The following is a 22,344-nucleotide window of genomic DNA, read 5'->3' as shown; positions in this document are numbered from 1 at the left end:
CTGTTGAACGGCCGGACTATTCGCTTTTCGTGGCGGTGTAGTAGCTGGCATAGGCGACGCCGTTGTAGACCACTCCCTTGAGCTTAGGCGACTGCACATAGATGCGCTGGACGATCTGTGTCCGCGGAATGAAATAGCCCTGGTCGAGGACGTATCTCTGCAACTCGTCGAGCAGCGGTTTGCGGGCTTCGATGGAGCCGGCGCCGGCGATCTTGTCGCGCAAGTCGTTGAGGGTCTTGTCGCTCTCGTCGAGCGCGAACCAGTTCTCGCCATTGTTGGCATTCGTCAGGATGCTGGCGACGGTGCCGGCGTCGATGAAGGAGCGCGTCACCTCATATGCCGGTACGCCCGCGCCGCCGTATTTTACCTTCTGCCCGAAGGTGACGACGTCGTAGGCGCGGATATCGACCTTCCAGCCGATCTTGCTGAGCTGCTGGGCAATCAGTTCGTCGATCGATTTCGATGTCGCGAGGTAGGGGTTGGAATTCAGCGTCAGCGACAGCGGCTTGCCATCCTTGACGCGAATGCCGCCCGTTCCCTTCTTCCAGCCTGCCTCGTCGAGAAGCTTCTCTGCCTTTTCAGGATTGTAGGCAAGCAGCGGGCTCTGGTCGGTCGCACCCGGAACGTTGCTCTGGATGAACGACGTCGCAAGCTTCCAGTCGGGCGTATAGACCGTGTCGATGATCTCCTGGCGATTTATGCCGGCCTGAAGTGCTTGGCGAACCCTCACGTCGTCATAGGGCGCAAGCTTGGTGTTGATCGCCCAGCCGTTGACGAAGCCGAGATAGCGAGGCGTCGCTACCGTGAGGCCTTCCGACTTGAGGGACTCGAGCTCCTGCGGCGATGCGTTGTAGGCAACGTCGGCCTGCCCGGACTGGACGGCCGCGACGCGCAGCGACGGTTCCGAGACGAGCTTGTAGGTGATCGTATCGAGATGGGCGGGACCGGTCTGGCCGACGGCGGCAGGACCCCAGTTGTAATCCTTGCGCTTGGCAAGCTTGACGTAGTCGCCTTCCTTCCAGGACTCGACGACATAAGGGCCGCTGCCGGAGGTCTTGCTCAGGTCCGCCTGGGCGCTTGCCGGCGAGGCGATGGTCTTCGGGGAGATGAGGATAGAGCCGTGATAGCCGAGTGTCGGGATGAAGCCGAGGGTCGGCTTCTTGAAGAAAACTTTCACGGTCGTCGCATCGACGGCTTCGGCATGATCATAGGTCTTGGGGAACAGGCCGATCGGATTGATGCCCTCGCTCTTGCGTCCGGCATACCAGATGTCGAGATTGGCAACGACGGCTGCCGCATCGAGCGGGCTGCCGTCGGAGAAGGTCACGCCGGTCTTCAGATGCAGGGTGAATTCAGTCGCATTGTCGTTCTGCTCCCAGCGCTCGGCGATCCACGGGCTGACCTTGCCATCGGCATCGACATAAAGAAGCTTGTCGGTGACATGGCCCCAGATATGGCCCTGAAAGCTGGAGATCGCGCTGTTGTTGGGAATCCAGGTGTCGCCCAGCGAATCGATCAGGAAGACGACATCTCCGCCGTCATGCGCGCCGTCCTCAGCCAATGCCGGGGTTACATTCGCTGTTGCGACCAGAGCGGCAAATGCCAGCGCAGAGGTGGCGGTCAGCAGACGACGCCGGGAAAGAAGAGGGCGAGGAGAACGGTCGTTCATGAAGCAGTCCTGTTTGGTTGCCGGGCTAATGACGAACAGGAGCCTATGTGAGCGGATCGGTTTCGAGAAAGACTGGTTGTTCTTTTTCCATCAAATTTGTAGATTATTTTGTCAGCGCGATCTGAAGCACGAGGATCAGGATTTCCGCCGGTCGAGTGCCCATCGAGCGAAATTGCGTGACGACGGTCTATCCGACGATAAACGTCATTCCATCGAGAATGCGTACGCGCGGCGGTTCACCGGTAAAGCGCTCGACATCGACCTTCGTCAGCTGGCCCGTCGAGCCTTGGGAAAGCTGCGATGTGCCGGCGTCACGGGTTAGGATGTTCGGATTTCCATGAACGCACATGGCCATCGCAGCTTTAGCGTTATCGGGCTCGAACCATGCGCCGGTGGCAAGCTGCATGACACCCGGTCTTATATCCCTACTGATGACAGCGGCGGCGAGGCAACTGCCGCGGGCGTTGAACAGCCTGACGATATCCCCGTCCGAAATGCCACGCTCTGCCGCATCGGCAGGGTGGATGCGCAGCGGTTCCCGGCCGCCGATCTTGGTGGAACGGCTGAAGTCACCATAGTCCAGCTGGCTGTGAAGGCGCGAGTGGGGCTGGTTGCAGACGAGATAAAGAGGATAGGGGCCTTCCGCCGCCTCCGTCTTCGGGTCCGGTCCATACCAACGTGGATGGCCGCGGCAATCGTCATAACCAAAGCTCTCTATCGTGTCGGAGAAGATTTCGATCTTGCCCGATGGCGTCGGCAGCCGATTGACGTCCGGATCGGCCCGGAATGCGCGCGCAGGCCCGCCGTCGTCGGGCCTTACCGGTAGCAGCAGCTCTCCCTTTTCCCAGAACGTTTCGAAGTCCGGCGCCGGATGACCGGCGGCGACGAGGGCTGTTCGCGTGGTCTCGAAGAGGAAAGCGAGCCACTCACGGCTTGACCGGTTTTCGGTGAATTCAGCGCGCTTGCCGAGGCGCTCTGCAATATCAGCGAATATCTCGTAGTCGGAGCGTGCTTCGCCGACCGGTTCGATCAGCTTCTTCATCGCGATCATCATCGGATCGCGGTCGGCCGCACCGATATCGTCGCGCTCGAGCGTCGTGGTTGCGGGCAGGACGATATCGGCGTGGCGTGCAGACGACGTCCAGGCCGTCTCGTGCACGATAATCGTCTCCGGCTTCTTGAACGCCTGGCGAAGCCTGTTGAGATCCTGATGGTGATGGAACGGATTGCCGCCGGCCCAATAGACGAGGCGGATGTCAGGATAATGCAGGGCCTGACCATTGTAATGGAACGGTTCGCCCGGGTTCAGCAGCATGTCGGCGATCCGCGCGACGGGAATGAAATCCGGCACTGGATTGTGAAACTGCTTGAGCGTCGGCAGGGGCACGGCAAGCTGGCTTTTGCCGATATTGCCGAGCGCACCAAGCGAATAGGAAAAGCCGCCGCCATCCAGGCCGATCTGGCCGAGCATGGCCGCCAGTACGATCCCCATCCAGACCGGCTGCTCGCCGTAATCGGCGCGCTGCAGCGAATGGCTGACGGTGATCAGCGTTCGGGCATTCGCCATGCTGCGCGCCAAATCCACGATCGTCTCGGCGGCGATACCGCAGATGCCGGCTGCCCATTGCGGGCTCTTCTCGATGCCATCCTCGCGTCCCAGCAGATAGGCCTCAAGGCGTGGATAGCCTGTCGTATAGCGGTCGAGAAATTCCCGATCGTGCCGTCCCTCGCTGATGAGCACGAAGGCGATCGCCAGCATGAGCGCGACATCCGTTCCCGGGATGACCGGCAGCCATTCGGCCTCGAGATCACCTGCAATGTCATCCTTGAGCGGGCTGATGAGGACGAAACGCGCGCCGCGCGCACGGGCGCTGCTCAGCGTCGGGCGTACGACGTGCCGGCTGATGCCGCCGCCGTGGACATCGGTATTCTTCACCGCCATGCCGCCGAAGGCGACGATCAGCTCGCTGCTGCGCTCTATCGCTTCCCAGGTAACGCTCTTTCGGTCGAAGGTATCGTAAGGACCGAGCACATGCGGAATGATGACCATCGCCGCGCCCGAACTGTAGGTATTGACCGATCTGACATATCCGCCGAGCACGTTGAGGAAGCGGTGGATCTGGCTTTGCGCATGATGAAACCGCCCTGCGCTGGACCAGCCGTACGAGCCGCCGAAAATGGCCTGCGGTCCGGCTTCGGCGTGAACACGGCGAAGCTCGTTGGCGACAAGATCGAGCGCTTCGGGCCAGCTGACCTCGACATATCCGTCGCTCCCACGTTTTCCGGCATTATCAGGCCGGCCTTCAAGCCAGCCGCGCCTGACGGCCGGGCGCCGGATGCGGGCGGGGCTATGAGCGATTGCGGACAGGTTGCCGAGCAGGGGCGATGGATGCGGGTCGGCGGGATGGGGACGGATTTCGAGGACGTCGCCCCGGTACCGTCCGTAGAATGCGCCCCAATGAGAGCTGTGGGGTTTGAAGCCGTCCATCGCAGCGTCTCCCGTGAACAAGGGTGGAAAGATCGGCAATCCTCACCCAGGCAGGATCTTGCCGGGGTTCATGATGCCCTCGGATCGCCGGCGTGGGATGGATTCGCCGCGGCCATGCTGGTCACGCAACGCGTGCGAGGTCGATGAGCGGTTATCGAATCTTGCCTGTAATTGGACCGATAGCTCGGGGATAGGATGCCCATCTTTCACGTCCTTTTCCGTGCTGACCGTGACAGCCGGAATCGCGCTATGCCGTCACGATCAGGCATCGATGCGGGTTGGCCGGTACCAAGTCTCACAGACGCGCCGTCAGACGGCGATCTTCTCGCCATTCAGGTGGCGCTCAAGGAAGGGCAGGCTATCCTGCCCCCAGTAGAGCTCATTTTCGTAGCGAAACGTCGGAAGACCGAAGACGCCGGCGGCTTTGGCCATCTCGATGTTGGATCGCCAGATCGACTGGATGGCCTCGGTCTTCGCGCGTTCTTCCAGCTTCGCACCGTTGAAGCCGACGGAACTGGCGATCGCCTGACGCACCTCGCTCCGGCCGATATCCGCCGCTTCGGCCCAGAATGCCGTCTGTAGCGCGCGGGTTAGTTTTAGCCAATCCAAACGATCCTCGATGGCCGCAATGACCATGAAACCCGCGGGAGTCGGGTCCGAAAGGGCGGCGCGATTTTCGAAATTGAGCGTCTTGCCGCGCAAAGCCGCCCAGCGTTTCAGGTCTTTCATCCAGTAGGCGCGCCGAACCTCGGGCCTGTTGCGGGAATAGATACCGCCGTTCTCTTCGATTACGGAAATGACGTGCGGGCGGATCAACATGTCGTGCGCTTGCGCAAGATCTGTAAACGCATCGAGGCCGATGAAGGACCAGGGCGAGCCGATGCCGAAGAAATAGTCAATTACCTTTGTCATGCTGTGCCTTTTCAGCCTTTTTGATCGAAGAAACCGCGACGTCAAATACAAAAAGCGCGCAGTCTCTGGCGGTCAGAACAGCCTGGGGATCGCGGCCGACGGCGACTGTCGCGAGTGCTCCCTCGTAGAGAAGGCAAAGATGGGCGGCCGGCTGGACTGCTTCTACGCCTGCTCTCGTCATGAGCGAGGCAAACAAATGACGCACCGTTGCTTTGTGGTTGCGCGCGACGGCAACGACGCGTTCTGAATCGCCATGCTCGGCGACCGCAAGCGCAAATGCGCACCCTCGAAATTCAGGGCTATCTGCTTTTTCATGCAGACGCTCGAAGATCAGGTTGAGCTGATCTCGCGGATTTGCTGCCTCGGCGAAGACGGCGTCCAAAGAGCGGATTACCCGCTCATGGCGATCCTTAAGATAGGCCGCGACGAGATGATCCTTGGATGGAAAATGCCGGTAGAGCGTTGCCTTGGCGACCTTGGTCTCATCGATGATGCGATCGATGCCCACAGCGCGGATACCCTCTCGATAGAAAAGCGCGCCGGCAGACGCAAGAATGTGATCTGAAATGGAGGCTTTCATGGAATTGCTACGGGGCCTTCTCGAAACAGCGCGCTGACATGCGAGTGCAGCGAGGGAGATTTCTATGCCCTCCGACCATTAAGAGAAAGACAGGTCATTCCGCTTGGATGGGTCGCTGGAAATATTTTTGCTCCGACACATGGCGTTGGTGCATGGCTCAAGGAGTGGCCGGATTCCAGTCCATGATCCCGTGGCTATGTCGTAGGCGGCTTGCACCGGACAGATTTCGGGCGTTCGGATGCCAGCATCCGGTTAAGCACGGTGCAGCCAATGGCGACTTCCGTCTGCTGCGTGCGGAAGGATCGTGGCCGCAGTCGATGCCCGACAATCGCGGTCTCAACCAGCGAACGCTTGCCGTGGCAGGTCGCAGCTTGCCATTTCATCCGTCCGCCCGTGTTGATCGCCGCGATGTGCCGGTCTCGTTGACTGGCGGTTTCTGTATCGGAGCAGTTGATCGCATTGTTGCGCGGCGGAATGACGACGACAGCATCGGCGCCGTGCTTGATGACGTCGTTGTAGGTCGGCTTCCCACCATAGGCACCATCGGGCGTGATTTGGCGGATCGGAGTGTCGATTTGGCCGAGCAGCGGTTCGACTTGCGAGCCGTTGCCGGTGTCTTGGTCGGTCATGACGTGGGCGATGATCTCGCCGCTGTCGGCATCCAGTGCAAGGTGCAGTTTGCGCCAGGTCCGTCGGGAGTTGGTGTCGTGCTTTTCCTCCAGCCACTGGCCAGCGCCGTAGACCTCGGCCCCGGTGCTGTCAATGAGGACGTGAACGGGCTCATTTCTCGAAACCGGGCGGCTTTGCCGCCGATCAGACGATCGCCACAAACTTGCCCTCCGGCTCAGCGTGGCATGATGGGGAACGGCGAGATCTAGCCCCGTCAATTGCAGCACCGAAGTCAGCGAACCTTCCATCTGGCGCAGCCGCAAGCTGAATACGAGGGCCAAGGTCAGGGCAGTCTCAATCGGCAGGCACGAGTAGCGTGGCTGGCCGCCACGCATTGTTCTCTTCGGCGCCGGCCGGGATGACAGCGCCGCTGGCGTCATCCAAAGCGTCAGGCTGCCGCGCCGGCGCGGATCGGCCTCCTATTCCGACCAATTGGTCAACTTGAATTTCATCTTGCCAATATGGTGACGGCGGGCGGAATGGTGTTTGTAGGGCATGGACGAAAATCATGGCGTCCGTTGGCGATCCCGCCCGCCTATCGGCAAACCATTGGAATTTGATCCATGCACCAACGCTCATCGTCAGCGAATAGCGCTGACGATGTCCATGAAGCGCTTGACGCGGGCGGGCTCGACCTTGTTCCAAGTATTGCCCTCATATTTGAAATGCGTGCCGATGACGACGCCGCTGGCGCAGGAGAGGATGTCGGTGACATTGTCCTTGTTGACGCCTGTATTGGCGAAAACGGGAACATCCCTCACGGCTTCGCAGACCTTGCGCAAGCCGGACTGATCGACCGGCTGCCCGGTCAGCGGACCGGACACAAGGATGGCGTCGGCCAGCGATGAGAAGACCGCGCTCTTTGCGCGCAGTTCGATCGGGCGCTGGTCGAGCGAATGGGCGAATTCGGCATTGATGTTGAACAGCATCTTCATGTCGGTGCGGCCGAGCTTGGCGCGCAGCCGCGCCGGCGTCGCGCAATCCGGGGCCCAGATACCCATGTCGGAGGCGAAGACGCCGGTGAAGATCTCGCGCACGAAGCTTGCGCCGGTGGCGGCACCGATGGCGACGCTTGCCGTCGGATCCCAGAGATAATTGACGCCGAAGGGAATCTTGAGTTCCGCCTTCGCAGCCTGGACGATCGCCGTCATTGCAGCGATACCCTCCGGCGGTGCCTTCAACTCGTAAGGCCTGTCATTCTCGTTGCCAAACATGATGGCATCGACGCCGCCTTCCTGCAGCGCGCGAATATCTTCCATCACGTCGTCGATGAGTTTCGAGACGCCGCCTTTCGGATCATAATTCGGCGAACCGGGCAATGCGCCGATATGCGCCATGGCAATGATGACCTTCTTCTTGTCACCAAAAAATTCAAAAACCATCGAAAGCTCCGAAATTGGGCGTTAGGGAAAGCGGGTTTTCACAAACCGGATGCTTCAGGAGGATGCGCCGGCGACCATCACTTCAACCCTGGCGGCTTCAAGCGCTTTTGCCAGTTCTGGCGGCGGCGATGCATTGGTGATCAGCATGTCGAATTGTGACAGCGGGGCGATATGAACGAGCGACATGCAATCGAATTTCGATGCGTCGCAGAGAACGACCTTCTTCGTCGAGCGGCGGAGATAGACGCGCTTCATCTCCGTATCATCGAAGGAATAATCATAAATACCGTCTGACGTCAGTCCGGAAACGCCGACAAAGGCGATGTCGAACCAAAGTGCTTCGAACTGGGAAATCGCCGTTGCATTGGAGATCGACAATTCATCGTTTCTCATGCGTCCGCCAGGCAGGTAGACTTCCGCCAGGCCTTCCCCAAGCTGGGTGGCATTGCGCACGCTGTTAGTGAAGAACTTCACGTGCTGCTGGCCGGCGAGCAACCGGGCAAGCAGGAATGTTGTGGTGCCGACATCGAGCGCGATGGTGCGAAGTCCAGCTGCGACCTGTGCTGCCGCTTCCGCAATCAGCCGCTTCGGCAATGCGTTCTTGGCAAGACGCGCCTGAAAGGTCGGCTCGTTGAGGCGCGAGGTGGTTGCTGAAAGGCCGGGTTCGACAATCGTGGTAAGGTCGGTGCTGATTGCTCCGCCATGGGTGCGGGCAAGCCGTCCTTCCTTCTCCAGTTCCGTCAGGTCGCGCCGCACGGTCATTTCAGACACGCCGAGCTGCGCGGCAATTTCCGTTACGGATACAGCGCCCGTTTCGGCCAGCGCATCCAGAATGAAGGAACGGCGCGTGCGCGCGAGAACTTTCGTTTTTTCGACGGTCAGCGTTTCGGCGTCGTGGCCTGTGATCATTGGTCTGTCTTTCATTTAGATAAGCTGGGCGGATGTTTGCGTTCGCATTTACCGAAGCTCAGCCCTCCCATTACATAATCAGTGCTTAGCGCAGAAAGCGAACAAATTCAAACATAAATTTCGATTGATTTGTAAGTTTTTGTTGTTATATGATCGCCGTGTTGTTTTGGTCGGAGATATGGCTCGTGGGACATCCGAAATTTGCGGAACTCGACGGTTTGAAGGCGATCGTCACCGGCGGCGGCAATGGAATAGGCCGTGCAATCGCGCAGGCGCTGGCAAAACAGGGTGTCAAGATCACCATTTGCGACATCAATCTGGACGCGGCGAACACAGTCGCACAATCGATTGCCGGTCATGCGCTGGAGATTGATGTTCGTTCGCGTTCCTCCGTGGAAAAGACGTTCGAACGAGCCGCGGATCTCATGGGCGGCTACGATATACTGATTGCCAACGCTGGGGTCTCTACGATGCAGCATGCGCTGGAGATCACCGACGAGGAGTGGGACTTCAACTTCGACGTCAACACGCGCGGCATCTTCCTGACGAACCAGATCGCTGCGCGCCGCTTCGTGTCGCAGGGCCAGGGTGTGATTGTCAACACGGCCTCGCTTGCCGCGAAGGTCGGCGCGCCGCTTCTGGCGCATTACTCGGCCAGCAAGTTCGCCGTTCTCGGCTGGACACAGGCGCTTGCCCGCGAACTGGCCTCGAAAGGCATCCGCGTCAATGCCGTCTGCCCGGGCTTCGTCAAGACCGGCATGCAGGAGCGCGAGATCGATTGGGAAGCCAAATTGCGCGGCGTCAGCCCCGAGCGCGTCGTTGAAGACTATATAGCCCAGACGCCGCTCGGGCGGCTGGAAACACCCGAAGATGTCGCCGATGTCGTCGTTTTCCTCTGCTCGAATTCCGCCCGTTTCATGACCGGTCAGGGCGTCAATGTCACCGGCGGCGTCTATATGACCTGACAGGCCAGCCGACCGCCCAAGCCGCATCATATCGGAGAGAGCATGGCATCCATCGTCTTTGAGGGAGTGGAAAAACGTTATCCGGACGGATATGCGGCAATCCAGCACCTCGATCTCACCATCGAAGATGGTGAGTTTCTGGTTCTAGTCGGCCCAAGCGGCTGTGGTAAGTCGACCGCGCTGCGAATGATTGCGGGTCTCGAGGATATCACTTCGGGTCGCCTGTTGGTTGGCGATACGCTCGCCAACGGCCTTGCGCCCCGTGACCGCGACATCGCGATGGTCTTCCAGTCCTACGCGCTTTATCCGCATATGACCGTTGCCGAGAATATCGGCTTCGGCCTTTCCGTGCGCGGCGTCGACAAGACGGAAATCGATCGCAAGGTCAGGGAAACGGCCAAGCTTCTCGAACTCGATGCCTATCTCGGCCGCAAGCCGGGACAGCTTTCCGGCGGTCAGCGACAACGCGTGGCGATGGGCCGGGCGCTGGTGCGCGCGCCCAAGGCGTTTCTGATGGACGAACCTTTGAGCAATCTCGACGCACGGCTGCGCGGCCAGATGCGGGCCGAAATCGCCCGGCTGCAGAAGTTGAGCGGCATTACCACCGTCTATGTCACGCATGACCAGATCGAGGCGATGACCATGGGTGACCGCGTCGCCGTGATGCGCGCCGGCGTTTTGCAGCAGCTCGGCACGCCGCGCGCGCTTTACGACACGCCCGCCAATCTCTTCGTTGCCGGTTTCATCGGCACGCCGTCGATGAACTTCCTGAAAGCGACGCTGGTGGGCAGTGAGGGCGGTCTGGCTGCTGCCGCCGGAGGGTTCACTCTGCCGGTGCCAGAGCCTGTCATTGCCGCGCGTCCGGCGCTTGCGCGTCATGTCGGCAAGGAGATCATTGTCGGCGTGCGGGCCGAGGCGTTGAGCACCGCGGATGCTGTTGATCCTAGTTTCGGGCGCATGGAAGGAACGGTTGCCTTCATAGAGGATTTCGGCGCCACGAAACTTATCCATCTCGATATTGGCGGGGCCGGCAAGCTGGAGGAGGTGACGGCGGAAGCCGACGAGGTTTCGCTTTCCGGCCCTCGACTGCGTGCCTCCGTGCCGGCGACACTTCCGCTTCGGGTTGGCGAGACGCTCGCCCTGTCGGTCAACCCGGCAGAACTGCATTTCTTCGACGCAGCGACTGAAAACGCGATCCGCGACTGAAAGGTTCTTTCTCCATGCCCGTGTTCATCGGCATCGATATCGGCACGACCTCGACGATCGCGGTAGCGATGTCGGAGACTGGAAAACCGCTGGCCTCGGCCTCGCGCCCCTCGCGCTTGTTTTCGCCGCATCCCGGCTTCGCCGAGGCCGACCCTGGGCAATGGTGGGCGAACACGCAGGTCGTGGTTCGCGAAATGATCACGCGCCTGCCTGGGGGCTGCGAACTCGCCGGTGTCTGCGTCACCGGAATGTTGCCGGCTGTGGTACTGCTCGATCGCGAGCGCCGCGTGCTGCGTGCGAGCATCCAGCAGAGCGATGCGCGTTGCGGGGCGGAAGTCGAAGCCATGAAAGCGGCTTTGGACGAGGCGCGCTTCCTCAGCCGCACCGGCCAGGGCCTGACACAACAATTGGTCGCCCCGAAACTGCAATGGCTGAGGGCGCATGAGCCGGATGTCTATGGCCGGATCGCCCATGTCCTCGGCTCCTATGATTTCATCAACATGCACCTGACCGGGCGCCTGACGGTCGAGCGCAACTGGGCACTCGAAGCGGGCTTCATCGATCTTGACGATCACGGGATTGCGGACGACCTCGTGGCGCTGTCGGGACTTCGCCCCGGCGCCCTGCCGGAGCTCGTCGCATCGCATGAGGTCATCGGCGCGGTGACGGCAGAAGCGGCGGAACTGACCGGCCTGCCGGAAGGCCTGCCCGTCTTCGGCGGAGCCGCCGACCATATCGCCTCCGCGCTAGCGGCTGGCCTGACGCAGGCCGGCGATGTCCTCCTCAAATTTGGTGGGGCAGGCGATATCATCGCCATTGCCGACAGGCCGGAGCCAGATCGTCGGCTTTTTCTCGATTACCATCTCGTCCCCGGCCTTTATGCGCCGAACGGCTGCATGGCCTCCTCCGGCTCGCTTCTCAGATGGCTTGCCGCCCTCATCGGTGGCTCGGAAGGTGACGATGTTTTAAAGCAGCTCGACCAGGAAGCGGCGGCCGTGCCTGCCGGCGCGGACGGCGTGCGTGCACTGCCTTATTTTCTCGGCGAGAAGACGCCGATTCATGACCCGCTGGCGCGCGGTACGTTCACCGGCCTCAGTCTCGGTCATACGCGCGGCCATATATGGCGCGCGGCGTTGGAGGCGATTGCCTGCGGCTTCCGCCATCATCTCGATGTGCTTTCGGAAACGGGGCGCCCGGCAACACGGCTGATCGCCTCCGACGGGGGAAGCCGAAGCCGTATCTGGATGCAGATCGTCGCCGATATCTGCGGCCATCCGATCCATGTCTTGTCCGACGCCTTCGGTTCGTCGATTGGTGCGGCCTGGGTGGCGGCGGCCGGATCAGGCGTGGCGGCATGGGAGGATGTCGCGGCCTCCGTGCGTTTTGGCGCGGTGCTGCAGCCTTCGCCCGAAGGTGTCGCCGCCGGCGACCGGATCTATGCCGACTACCGCGATCTCTACCGGTCGCTGAAACCATTCTTCGCGTGTGGAGACTAGCCATGATCAAGGCAATCGCCTGGGATGTCGACGGGACGCTGATCGACAGCGAACCGGTTCACCACAAGGCGCTGATGGCCGTTTCGGAGCGCTATGGCGTCAACATTGCTGCCGATGATACACGTTTCATCGGGGTGGCGATGAGTGATGTCTGGACGGTGCTCGCACCGCTCTATCCGCTGGGACTTGGCCCTAATACTTGGATCTCCGAGATTGTCGAGGCCTATATTGAGCGGACCGCCGAATTGCAGCCGATTGCAGGCGCGCCGGAGACGGTGCTTGCGCTAGCCGAGGCCGGGCTTGTTCAATGCGCGGTTTCCAACTCGTCTCGCCGCATCGTCGAGGCCAATCTTAGGGCTATGGGGCTCGACCGCGCGATGGCCTTTGCGATCGGGCGCGAGGATGTAATGCACGGCAAGCCTGATCCCGAGCCCTATCGGCTTGCCAGCGGGCGTCTTGGCCTTGATGCTGCGCAGGTGCTGGCCGTCGAGGATAGCGTCGTGGGCGCGGCCTCGGCGCGGGCGGCGGGCATGCCGGTGCTGCGTTATGGCGCGGATTTCACCGACTTCGCGGCGATCCTTGACCTGGTTGAGGAGCGGAGGCTTCGCGCATGATGAATTTCTGGCCCTGTAATCCGCCTAAACGCGCCGCAAAGGCGGCGCTCGTCGTGATTGACATGCAGGTCGATTTCTGCGCGCCGGGCGGGTGGGTCGATCAGTTGGGCGAGGATGTCAACAATACGCGCTCCGTCATCCCGGCCGTTGCCGAGGCCCTGACAATCGCGCGGGCCGCGGGCCTAGCCGTCTTCCACACCCGAGAGGGCCATAAGCCGGACCTATCGGATCTACCGGCCAACAAGCAATGGCGCACCCGCGTCCATGGGCTCGGCATCGGCGATGAAGGTGCTTCCGGGCGCATCCTCGTGCACGGCGAACCCGGCTTCGAAATCGTTCCCGAGCTTGCGCCGCTCGCTGGCGAAACGGTGATCGACAAGCCGGGTAAGTCGAGTTTCCACGCGACCGATTTCGATGCGCGGCTGACGGCTCTAGGCATCACCCATCTCATCGTCATCGGCGTCACCTCCGATTGCTGTGTGCAATCGACCTTCAGAGACGGCTTCGAGCGCGGTTATGAATGCGTCATTCTCGAAGACTGCACGGCAGCGGTCGAAACGGCCAATCACGAAGCGACGATGGATATCTTGAAAGCTTTCGACGGCCGCTGGGGGACAGTGTCCGATCTCGCGAGCTTCCGCGCCGCCGTGGAGGCGCTTCATGGCTGACAACTTCTCCGGCGTTGCCGCCGCCCCGTATTCCTGGCCCTTCGACGGGCAATGGAGCGCTGCCGACAGCGCGCTTCTCATTCTGGGGTTCCAGAACGGTACGATCGCGGCACTCGGTGCGGAGCCGGAGTCCGTTGTCGCGGCAAAGCTGATCGCATGCGCCCGGGATGCCGGCCTGCCGGTGATTGCGAGCCGGCGCGGCCGCAGCGAGACGCTTTCTCCGATTGCTGCCCGCCGCGCCGCCATGGGCGATCCCGTCTTTGCGCCCGGGACGTCGGAATGGCAGCTTTCAGACACGCTCGACCTGCAGGAGAAGGATTCGATCTTCGACCATCCGGGCGACAATGCCTTCTATTCGACCGGGCTCCAAGCCTGGTTGCGGCGGCGCGGCATCCGCAATCTGGTGCTGGCGGGTGTTCCAACCGAGGGCCTGCTGCACGCGACCCAACGTGCTGCCAATGACATGGGCTTCGAATGCATCGCCGTTTCCGATGCGTGCAAGGGAACGACGGATGCCCGTCATGCCGGACAATTGCGCATCACCGTCTTCGGCAACGGGCTTTTTGGCACGGTGGCGCGCTCGGATCTACTGCTCTCGGCGCTGAGGGCGCCCATCCCGACCTGAAGAGGATCGACATGTCTGATTTTCACTGGCCGGCCGAGACCGGCAGCCTCGACTTCCATACGCTGACAGCTGCCTATGCGTCCGGTCAACTCAAGCCTTCCACGGTCGTCAACGCCATCTATGACCGGATCAAAGCGCGGGGTGACGACCATGTATGGATCTATCTTGTCTCCCGCGCCGACGCACTGAGAGCGGCAGAGGAATTGGAGAATGCCGGCTATGACGGCCGTCCTCTCTGGGGGATTCCTTTTTCGATCAAGGATTGCAACGACGTTATCGGCCTACCGACGACGAATGCGCTGAAAGAGGGGACCTATATAGCCGAAAGCACCGGTCAGGCCGTGACGCGCCTTTTCGACAATGGCGCGATCCTGATCGGCAAGACCAACATGGACCAGTTCGGCATCGGCCTTGTCGGCATGCGTACGCCGTATGGTGCGTGTTCGTCGGTGTTCAACGATGATTATATTTCCGGTGGTTCCAGTTCCGGTTCTGGTGTTTCTGTGGCGGCAGGGCTTTCCAGCTTCTCGATCGCCAATGACGCCGCCGGCTCCGGCCGCGTGCCGGCGGGCTTCAACAATATCGTCGGGATCAAGCCGACGCCGGGCATTGTCAGCAATGCCTGCGTATCGGGCGGCGGCTGCGTGAAGACGATCGAGACCGTGTCCGTCTTCGCGCTGACGGTGGAGGATGGCATGACGGTCATGCGCGTCATCACCGGCTACGATCCGACCTATCCCTTTTCTAAGCCCGAGGCCGATCATGTCGCGCTCGACATGCGGCCGGCCCCGCCGAAGTTCCGCTTCGGCATTCCTGCCGGCGCGGCGCTTCGCTTCTTCGGCGATAGCGAGGCGGAGCGGCTGTTCCAGGAAGCCGTCAAGCGGCTGGATGCCATGGGTGGCGTGGCGTTCGAGGTCGATTTCGCCGCATTCGAGGAAACCCAGCGTATTCTCTACGAAGGCCCGTGGATTTCGGAGCGTGCGCTCAGCCTCGATAAGGTGCTGGCCCAGCATGGCGACGCGATCCATCCGGTGACAAAGAAGATTCTCGAAAACAGCGGGCAATATTCATCCGTTGATACGTTCCGCGCCATTCACCGCATCGCCGAGTTGAAATGCGCGACACGCCCGATCTGGGACGACATCGAAGTGCTTCTGGTGCCGACGACGCCGACGATCTATCGCAAAAGCGAGATTCTCGCCGATCCGATCGCGCTCAACGCGCGCCTCGGTATCTATACCAATTTCGTCAATCTGATGGGGCTTTGCGGGATCGCCGTGCCGAACGGTTTCCGCGTCGACGGGTTGCCCTCGGGTGTCACCTTCCTCGCTCCCGGCATGGCTGAAGCGAAAGCGGCGGCGATCGCGGCTGAATTCCATCATCGCGCCGGCATCGGGCTCGGCATGAACCTCAATCCTTATCCGGCCTATGGCGCCCCAACGGAAATTCCGGCCGGTCACCGCGAGATTGCCGTTGTCGGCGCACATCTGTCCGGCATGCCGCTCAATCATGAACTGACGGAGCGCGGCGGCGTATTCCGTGGCCATACCCGCACGACAGGCGACTATCGGCTTTATGCGCTCACCGGCACGACACCGGCCAAGCCCGGTCTCGTTCGCGATCCGAACGCCAAGGGGCCGGGCATCGAGGTCGAGATCTGGTCACTGCCGCTCGCAGACTTTGCCGATTTCATCGAGCGCATTCCGCAACCGCTGGGGATCGGTAAGGTCGCGCTCGAGAGCGGTCGCCAGGTATCCGGATTCCTTTGCGAGACCGTGGCGCTGAACGGCGCGATCGACATTACCGCGCATGCCGGCTGGAAGAACTATCTGGCTTCAAAAGCGGCTTGAGAAAGGTTCTAGCAGGAGCGTTTCCAGTGAAACCGAAATCACATGAAGCGCTCCCCACGTTTTGTTTGTCTTGCTCGAAATGCCAAAAGGCTCCCGGCGAGGTGCCTGCCTTTTTAATCGTCGGGGTTTGTCCGCTCAGTTGATGCCTTTGGTTAGCCCCTGCACAAAATAGCGGTTAAGGACGAGGACGATGAGCACGATTGGCACGGTCGAGAAATGCGCCAACGCCCCCAGCGTCCCCCAGGTGATATCCTTTGTGCCGTAGGCCGAAAGCAACGCCACCGAGATCGGCTTGGAATCGAGCCGCGTCAGGAACATGGCGAAGAGGAAGTCGTTCCACGAGAAGAGCACGCAGAAAAGCGCGGAGGCGATGATGCCGGAACGCACCGCAGGCAAAGATACTTTCCAGAAGGCGCCGAACTGCCCGCAGCCATCCGTCAGCGCCGCTTCTTCCAGCTCCTTCGGCAGGCCGCGGAAATAGGAAAACATCATCCAGCTCACGAAGGCGGAATTGAGCACGCAGTTGATCAGGACGACGCTGAACCAGCTGCCGATAAGGCCGATATCGCGCATCAGCAGATAGAACGGGATAAGCGCCGCGACAGCGGGGACCATGCGGATCGTCATGAAGAAATAGGCAACGCCCATGGCGGCCGGATGTGTCGAGCGGGCGAGCGCATAGCCGGCCGGAACGCCGAGTATCAGCGAAAGCAGCATCGAGCCGCCAGCAATCAAGAGGCTGGAAGCGATGAGGCTGCCGACATCGAAGATGCGCAGCGCATTGCGGAACTGGTCCAGCGTCGGCGTGAAGAAGAGATGTGGCGGAATGGAGAAGATCGCGTTCGACGGCTTATAGGCGGTCATTGCGAGCCACAGGAAGGGCAGCAGGAAGAAGGCGAGCGTAAGCAGCAGGAAGCCGCGCCGTGCCGTATCAAAGACTATGGAGCGTCGCGTCATCGGCCGTTGGCCTTCTTGTCGAAATGGCGGATCATGAGGATGAAGCAGGAGGCGATGATTGCTACGCAGAGAAGCGCGATGTTGGAAATCGCCGACGCCTTGCCGATATTGAAGAAGCTCAGGCCCTCCTTCACCGCATAGACCATGAGCGTGTTGGTCGAATTGCCCGGTCCGCCACCGGTCGTCACGAACACGCTGTCAAAGACGCGGAAGGCGTCGATGGTGCGCAGCGTCAGCGCCAGCATGACGGCCGGGAGCATGAGCGGCAAGGTGATGGAACGGAAGGTGCGCCAGGCGGTTGCACCGTCGACGGCGGCGGCCTCCAGGAGGTCGCCGGGCAGCGCCTTCAGGCCGGCCAGAAGAATGAGCGCGACGAGCGGCGTCCATTCCCAAATGTCGATGAAGATGAGCGTGGCCAGCGCGGTCGACGGCGTGGCGAAGAGGCCGCGCGGATCGGTAATGCCCCACTGGGCAAGATAATAGCCGACCATGCCGTAGTCGGCGAGCAGCAGGCCCTTGAAGATGAGGCCGACGACCAGCGGCGTAATGGTGACGGGAACAAGGATCAACGTCAGGCAGACGCGATTAAACCGGTCGTCGCGCCAGAGCGCCAGCGCGATGACAAAGCCGAAGAAGAGTTCGATGGCGACGGAAAAGACGGTGAAGATCACCGTATTGGCGATGGCGCCGCGAAAATCGGCGTCTGCCAGCAGGTTGAAGTAATTGTCGATGCCGACGAAATGCGTCCGCGCCGGTTTCAGCAGATTGTATTCGTATAGGCTGTACCACATGCCTTTTACGAGCGGGAAGACGCCGAGCGCGATCACATAGGCGACGGCGGGGAGCGCCATGGCAAGCAGGAACAATTTTCGCCGCGTGGCAAAAGGGACAGGCGAGAAGCCCTTGGCCGCCTTGCTTTCAACGGAGCTGGTCAGGTTCATCGCGTAATTCGTCATCACCGAATGGCCGCTTGCTTCGCGTTTCGATCTGAGAGGAAAACGGGCTGGCGCGCAAACGGAATCTTGCTTTCAGCGTACCGCTGAAGCTCGCGCGACCAGCGCCCTCGAAAATGAAAGGCCCGCGTCACGGTCTTTCGTGAAGCGGGCCTGTTCTTAGAACAGCTTGGCGGCGGCTTCTTGCGCCGCGTCAAGCGCGGCCTTGGGCTCGACCGTACCAACGAGGACGGAGTTGACTGCTGTGCCCAGGATGTCCTGGATTTCCGGATACTCCGGAATGCGCGGGCGATAGTCGCCGTCGCCGTTCTCGAAGACTTCGTTGAGGACAGGCAGGAATGGATACTTGGCGTTCAGCTCCTTGTCGGTAACCGTGCTCTTGCGGATGTAGCTGCCCGCACCGAGCATATTCATCTCCTTCTGGATCTTCGGACTGGTGACCCATTTGATGAAGGTCCAGGCGGCTTCTTTCTGCTTGTCCTTCGCATCGGCGTTGATGGCCATGCCCCAGCCGCCGATTCCGTAGATCTTCGGTAAACCCTTGCCGCGCGGAGCAAGCGCGACATCGACCTTGCCGACCACCTTCGACGTCTTCGGATCGTAATAGCCGGGCGCGCCGACAGACCAAGTCTGCATCGTGGCGGCAATCCCCTGGCGGAAGCTTTCCTCGCGGCCGCCCCAGTCATAATCGGCGGCACCGGGAGGGGCTGCCTTCTTGAAGAGATCGCGATAAACAGTCAGGCTCTTGATATTGGCTTCGGAATTGAGCGCCGGCTTGCCGTCCTTGTCGAGGATGGCGCCGCCCATTTCCGCGTTATATTGCATCCAGTCCTGAGCGACCGCCGGGCCTTTCTGGCCGTTGGCGACAAAGCCGTACTGCTTCTTGGCCGGGTCGGTCAGCTTATAGGCGGCGGCAACCAGATCTTCCATCGTTTCCGGAGCCTTCAGGCCGGCGGCATCGAAGAGATCCTTGCGATAGGCGAGAACGTTGGCATAGCCGGCAAAAGGATAGGCGACCTGCTTGCCCTTGTAGTTGCCGAGCGCTTCCGTGAGCTTGGGATAGATGTCGGCGGTGTCGAGCTCCTTGGCATCGCGCTTCATCAGGTCGTTGAGATCAATCGTATAGCCATTGGCGGCGAACTGCCCTGCCCAGACGATGTCCATGGTGATCAGGTCATAACCGGCGGTGTGGCCCACGAAATCGGCGGTCGTCTTCGTCAGCAGAGAGCCGTAATCCATGATGTCGACCTTGATCTCTGCGCCGGTCGCTTCCTTGAACTCGGGCGCGATCTGCGCCAGCACGGCCGAAAACTGGTCGTTCATGGATGCCAGATTGAGAGTGATGCCGGCCAGCGGCTTGTCGGCGGCCTGCGCCATGCCCGCTGTCAGGGCAATCATGCAAACGGTAGCAAATTTCTGAAAATTCCCCTTCATGAATGTCATTAGTGTTCTCCTTTTCATGATTGATTGCCACTATACATCAAACAAAAACGCACTCAAGTACACTTGACAAAAAAGCAATAACGGCCTGAATATAACAAAATTGAACAATATCGCTCAGTTTTTGCTTGATGATTGTGCAATATGCCTCGTTTTTGCGCATCGGCCGGCTTGCTTAAGAGACTGCGGTCATGCCGGACTTGGCGCGAGGCCGTGTCAAAGAAAAAAATGTCAGGATCGAACATGAATGGCGGCCTCAGCCTATCGCGACTTGAAGCGCTTGAAAAACGACTCGTCGCCGAGATGGAGGCCACGGAAGCGCTCGCGCGAGTCTGGGCTCCAGCCCCGGAGCCGGGGGCTGCCAGCGTTGCGCGCTATAATGTCGTGATCTGTGGGGCCGGCATGTCGGGGCTCGCTATCGCCTTTGGCCTGAAACGGCGTGGGGTTGCGGGCGTTCAGGTGATCGACAAGGCCGAGAAGGGGCGGGAAGGGCCTTGGATCGGCTGCGCGCGCATGAAGACGCTGCGCTCGCCGAAATATCTCGCGGGGCCGGATTTTGGCCTGCCGTCGCTGACGCCGCGCGCCTGGTACGAAGCCGTCTATGGCACAGACGCCTATGAACGCCTCGACAAGATGTCACGGCAAGACTGGATGGCTTATCTTGGCTGGTATCGTGCCGTGACGGAGCCGGATGTTGCCAACGGCACGAGCCTTGCCGGTATCTCGCAAGTCGGCGGCTGGTTGCGGCTTGCGCTTGAAGCGGACGGTGAAACGCAACAGATCGAATGCCGTCGGCTTGTACTGGCGACCGGTATTGATGGCGGTGGCGCGCCCGTGATCCCCGATTTCGTTCGTACCTTGCCCAAGTCGTACTGGACCCATAGTGCCGAGATCGCAGACGACAGCCATCTCAAGGATCGAGATGTCGCCATTCTGGGTTCGGCGACCTCCAGCTTCGACTGGGCGGTGACGGCTTTGGAAAAGGGCGCGAAAAGCGTGGCGATGATCGGCCGCTCGCGCAATTTCGGCCGGACGGAGGTGTTGGCCTGGACCAATTTTCCGGGCTTCCTCGGTCATTTCGGCGATCTGTCGGATCTGCAGAAATGGCGCTATATGCGGCTTTATAATGGCTTCAAGATCCCGCCGACACAGGATCAGTTCGACCGAGTCGTGTCCGATCCGCGTTTCACGATGGCGCTGGGCCATAAAGTGCGGTCCGTGACATTGGATGCCGGGCGGGTTGTGGTCGAAAGCGACAGCGGCATGTTCAGCGCCGATCATCTCCTGCTTGGAACCGGTTATACGATCGATTTCAACCAGCGCGCGGAATTGAAGAGCATTGCGCCGCATGTTGCTTTCTGGTCCGATCGTTTCACGCCGCCGGATGGCGAGGCATCGGCCGAGATCGCGGCCCATCCCTATCTCGGGCGCGGCTTCGAACTCACGCCGAAGAATGCGGCGACCCATGGCTGGCTGTCGCATATCCATTTGTTCAACTGCTCGGCCATTGCTAGCCTAGGCCCGATCAGCAACGGTGTAACTGGCATGAAATACGGTCTGCCGCGCATCGTCGATGCGGTCGTGGGCGGTCTCTTTCACGAGGCGGCCGACGATTTTCTCCGTGACCTTGCGGCCTATCGGGAGCATCATTTCGATCCGCGCGGCTATGATGGAGACCTTGAAGGCATGAAGGAAGTGTCATCATGACAATCATACCTACGTTTCCGCTCGACAGGGTTCTGGAAAGGGCTCGGCGTGACAGCGTGGAATTTCCCTATCTGCTCGCCAATCACGTTCCAATGGTCCTCGTGGCGCTCGATCGCATGGGCGCGGCCCCTGAGCGGCTCGACGAATGGTACGAGATTTATCGCGTGGCAAACCAGCTCGTTCCCGCGCCGCCAACCGTGAGCCCGATCGAGCGTGCGCATTGGGACGTGGCGCTCGGTGACCGGACGCGGGAATCAGATTATCGCGCCTATTTCATCGCGGAAGTCGAACGGCTCGGGACCGATGCCGCGATCCGCCATTATTTGCCTCGGCTGATCCAGGGTGTAGCCGGCAGCGCGCTGCACCCGCTGATGCGGCTGGCTTACGCGGTGCTCAACAGCGACCCAGCGGAAGTGGGAACGGCGCTCGGATACTGGGCAACCTGCTATCTGCCCTTGCCCGATCCGACTGGGATAAAGCCGGACACGGACGATCCGGCAGCGATTCTCGCTGCCATGAATGATGTTGCCGGCGCACACGACTATGCGCCTGAAACCGATCTTCTCTGGCACAATATACGCGAAGTCGCCGCCTTGCCGGACTTTCCGCCGGTGATCGATCGCTTGCGCATTGATGAAGCGACACCGAAACGCATGGCGGAGACGGCACTGGCCCTATTCGCCGCGACCATGGATTTCTCGGCGCTCCACGCCGTTACCGGCTTGCATTGGGCTCGGTTGGTCGCGCCGCATCTGGATGATCCGCTGCCGCTCTACCGTGCCTTTTGGCAGGTGATTGCCACACTCGTTCCCAAAATCGGCTTCCCGGCGCTTCCGACCGCCGAAGCCCTTCAGACGATGCGTGAGATGCAGGTGCCGGACTGGCCGGAGATAAGGGCCGTCGCGGTGGCCTCCAACGACGAACACGACGTTAGCCTGGTCTTTTCGGCATTGCAGGAACAACTGGTCTGGGGTGACCCGCTTTATCGGGTTGTGGCGGCACGCCGCGTCCGGCTGATTTAGGGGTTGGCGTCTTGGAAGCCTTTAGCGCGTGACCCTTCGATCGATCGGATTGATTTCGATGATTTGACTCTTTGCGAACCGCGAACCCCGGCTCCGATGAGGTTGTCTAATCGCGGCTGGGGCGTCAAGCGGTAAGTTATCGAGGCGGTACTGCCCGGTGCATGGTTGTCTTCGCGGGACGAGCCTTCAATGTGGACGACGCATTTAGTTGAGACAGCGATGTAACCGCATC

Annotated in this window: 19 protein-coding genes; 9 read left to right on the top strand and 10 right to left on the bottom strand. The window is 60.7% G+C overall.

The genetic code is table 11. The features are described 5' to 3' along the window. Positions 1 to 16 precede the first annotated feature (16 nt). The 7 genes from AC13QY_RS05635 to AC13QY_RS05605 form a co-directional block, all read right to left on the bottom strand. A complete protein-coding gene (locus tag AC13QY_RS05635) occupies positions 17 to 1,669 on the bottom strand; it encodes an ABC transporter substrate-binding protein (RefSeq protein ID WP_488492849.1) in 1,653 nt (550 codons plus the stop codon). Positions 1,670 to 1,856: 187 nt separating this feature from the next. After that, positions 1,857 to 4,157, bottom strand: coding sequence for a molybdopterin guanine dinucleotide-containing S/N-oxide reductase (locus tag AC13QY_RS05630; RefSeq protein WP_488492848.1), 2,301 nt, complete (start codon positions 4,155 to 4,157; stop codon positions 1,857 to 1,859). A gap of 309 nt (positions 4,158 to 4,466) precedes the next feature. Continuing rightward, the gene (locus AC13QY_RS05625; protein WP_113390731.1) at positions 4,467 to 5,069 is read right to left on the bottom strand and encodes a 2-hydroxychromene-2-carboxylate isomerase; all 603 of its coding nucleotides are present in this window, start codon (positions 5,067 to 5,069) and stop codon (positions 4,467 to 4,469) included. After that, entirely contained in the window at positions 5,053 to 5,649 is a 597-nt protein-coding gene (locus tag AC13QY_RS05620) for a TetR/AcrR family transcriptional regulator (protein WP_113390730.1), read from the bottom strand. Before AC13QY_RS05620 ends, AC13QY_RS05625 begins: the two co-directional genes overlap by 17 nt. A 194-nt stretch (positions 5,650 to 5,843) precedes the next feature. After that, positions 5,844 to 6,710 (bottom strand): IS5 family transposase, encoded by an 867-nt coding sequence (locus AC13QY_RS05615; protein ID WP_246661867.1) that lies wholly within the window; start codon positions 6,708 to 6,710, stop codon positions 5,844 to 5,846. 189 nt (positions 6,711 to 6,899) lie between these two features. Next, positions 6,900 to 7,700, bottom strand: a complete 801-nt coding sequence (locus AC13QY_RS05610) for a BtpA/SgcQ family protein (protein WP_113352280.1) — start codon at positions 7,698 to 7,700, stop codon at positions 6,900 to 6,902. A gap of 54 nt (positions 7,701 to 7,754) precedes the next feature. Further along, positions 7,755 to 8,609 (bottom strand): DeoR/GlpR family DNA-binding transcription regulator, encoded by an 855-nt coding sequence (locus AC13QY_RS05605; RefSeq protein ID WP_488492847.1) that lies wholly within the window; start codon positions 8,607 to 8,609, stop codon positions 7,755 to 7,757. Positions 8,610 to 8,794: 185 nt separating this feature from the next. Here AC13QY_RS05605 and AC13QY_RS05600 point away from each other — a divergent pair, with 185 nt between their 5' ends. Genes AC13QY_RS05600 through atzF form a run of 7 tightly spaced genes read left to right on the top strand, consistent with a single transcriptional unit; the run spans position 8,795 to position 16,033 of the window. Beyond that, a complete protein-coding gene (locus AC13QY_RS05600; RefSeq protein ID WP_488492846.1) occupies positions 8,795 to 9,574 on the top strand; it encodes an SDR family NAD(P)-dependent oxidoreductase in 780 nt (259 codons plus the stop codon). 42 nt (positions 9,575 to 9,616) lie between these two features. Then, positions 9,617 to 10,780, top strand: coding sequence for an ABC transporter ATP-binding protein (locus AC13QY_RS05595; protein ID WP_488492845.1), 1,164 nt, complete (start codon positions 9,617 to 9,619; stop codon positions 10,778 to 10,780). Between the two features lie 14 nt (positions 10,781 to 10,794). Further along, positions 10,795 to 12,276: an FGGY-family carbohydrate kinase gene (locus tag AC13QY_RS05590; RefSeq protein ID WP_488492844.1), complete on the top strand. Its 1,482-nt coding sequence runs from the start codon at positions 10,795 to 10,797 to the stop codon at positions 12,274 to 12,276. Between the two features lie 2 nt (positions 12,277 to 12,278). Then, positions 12,279 to 12,890 (top strand): HAD family hydrolase, encoded by a 612-nt coding sequence (locus tag AC13QY_RS05585; RefSeq protein WP_488492843.1) that lies wholly within the window; start codon positions 12,279 to 12,281, stop codon positions 12,888 to 12,890. Next, positions 12,887 to 13,558, top strand: a complete 672-nt coding sequence (locus AC13QY_RS05580) for a cysteine hydrolase family protein (protein ID WP_488492842.1) — start codon at positions 12,887 to 12,889, stop codon at positions 13,556 to 13,558. The genes AC13QY_RS05585 and AC13QY_RS05580 overlap by 4 nt, the downstream gene beginning before the upstream one ends. Continuing rightward, the gene (locus tag AC13QY_RS05575) at positions 13,551 to 14,183 is read left to right on the top strand and encodes a cysteine hydrolase family protein (protein WP_488492841.1); all 633 of its coding nucleotides are present in this window, start codon (positions 13,551 to 13,553) and stop codon (positions 14,181 to 14,183) included. The genes AC13QY_RS05580 and AC13QY_RS05575 overlap by 8 nt, the downstream gene beginning before the upstream one ends. Positions 14,184 to 14,194: 11 nt before the next feature. After that, a complete protein-coding gene (atzF, locus tag AC13QY_RS05570) occupies positions 14,195 to 16,033 on the top strand; it encodes an allophanate hydrolase (RefSeq protein ID WP_488492840.1) in 1,839 nt (612 codons plus the stop codon). A 135-nt stretch (positions 16,034 to 16,168) separates the two neighbouring features. On the opposite strand, the gene AC13QY_RS05565 is transcribed toward atzF, so the two are convergent. The 3 genes from AC13QY_RS05565 to AC13QY_RS05555 all read right to left on the bottom strand — a co-directional run bounded on the left by AC13QY_RS05565 (position 16,169) and on the right by AC13QY_RS05555 (position 19,341). Then, complete coding sequence (locus AC13QY_RS05565; RefSeq protein ID WP_488492839.1) at positions 16,169 to 16,990, bottom strand: carbohydrate ABC transporter permease; 822 nt, start codon at positions 16,988 to 16,990, stop codon at positions 16,169 to 16,171. Continuing rightward, a complete protein-coding gene (locus tag AC13QY_RS05560) occupies positions 16,987 to 17,931 on the bottom strand; it encodes a carbohydrate ABC transporter permease (protein ID WP_488492838.1) in 945 nt (314 codons plus the stop codon). Before AC13QY_RS05560 ends, AC13QY_RS05565 begins: the two co-directional genes overlap by 4 nt. A gap of 171 nt (positions 17,932 to 18,102) precedes the next feature. Continuing rightward, entirely contained in the window at positions 18,103 to 19,341 is a 1,239-nt protein-coding gene (locus AC13QY_RS05555; protein WP_488493384.1) for an ABC transporter substrate-binding protein, read from the bottom strand. Between the two features lie 270 nt (positions 19,342 to 19,611). Between AC13QY_RS05555 and AC13QY_RS05550 the strand changes: the two genes are divergently transcribed. After that, positions 19,612 to 21,090 (top strand): SidA/IucD/PvdA family monooxygenase, encoded by a 1,479-nt coding sequence (locus tag AC13QY_RS05550; protein WP_488492837.1) that lies wholly within the window; start codon positions 19,612 to 19,614, stop codon positions 21,088 to 21,090. Continuing rightward, positions 21,087 to 22,112 carry a questin oxidase family protein gene (locus tag AC13QY_RS05545; RefSeq protein WP_488492836.1) on the top strand — a complete coding sequence of 342 codons (1,026 nt, stop codon included), beginning with the start codon at positions 21,087 to 21,089 and terminating at the stop codon, positions 22,110 to 22,112. The genes AC13QY_RS05550 and AC13QY_RS05545 overlap by 4 nt, the downstream gene beginning before the upstream one ends. The last annotated feature ends 232 nt before the right edge of the window (positions 22,113 to 22,344 follow it).

The sequence above is a fragment of the Martinezella sp. CNPSo 3795 genome (assembly GCF_057784475.1).
The sequence above is the reverse complement of the archived record's forward strand: the minus strand, read 5'-3'. Positions and strand labels throughout refer to the sequence as shown.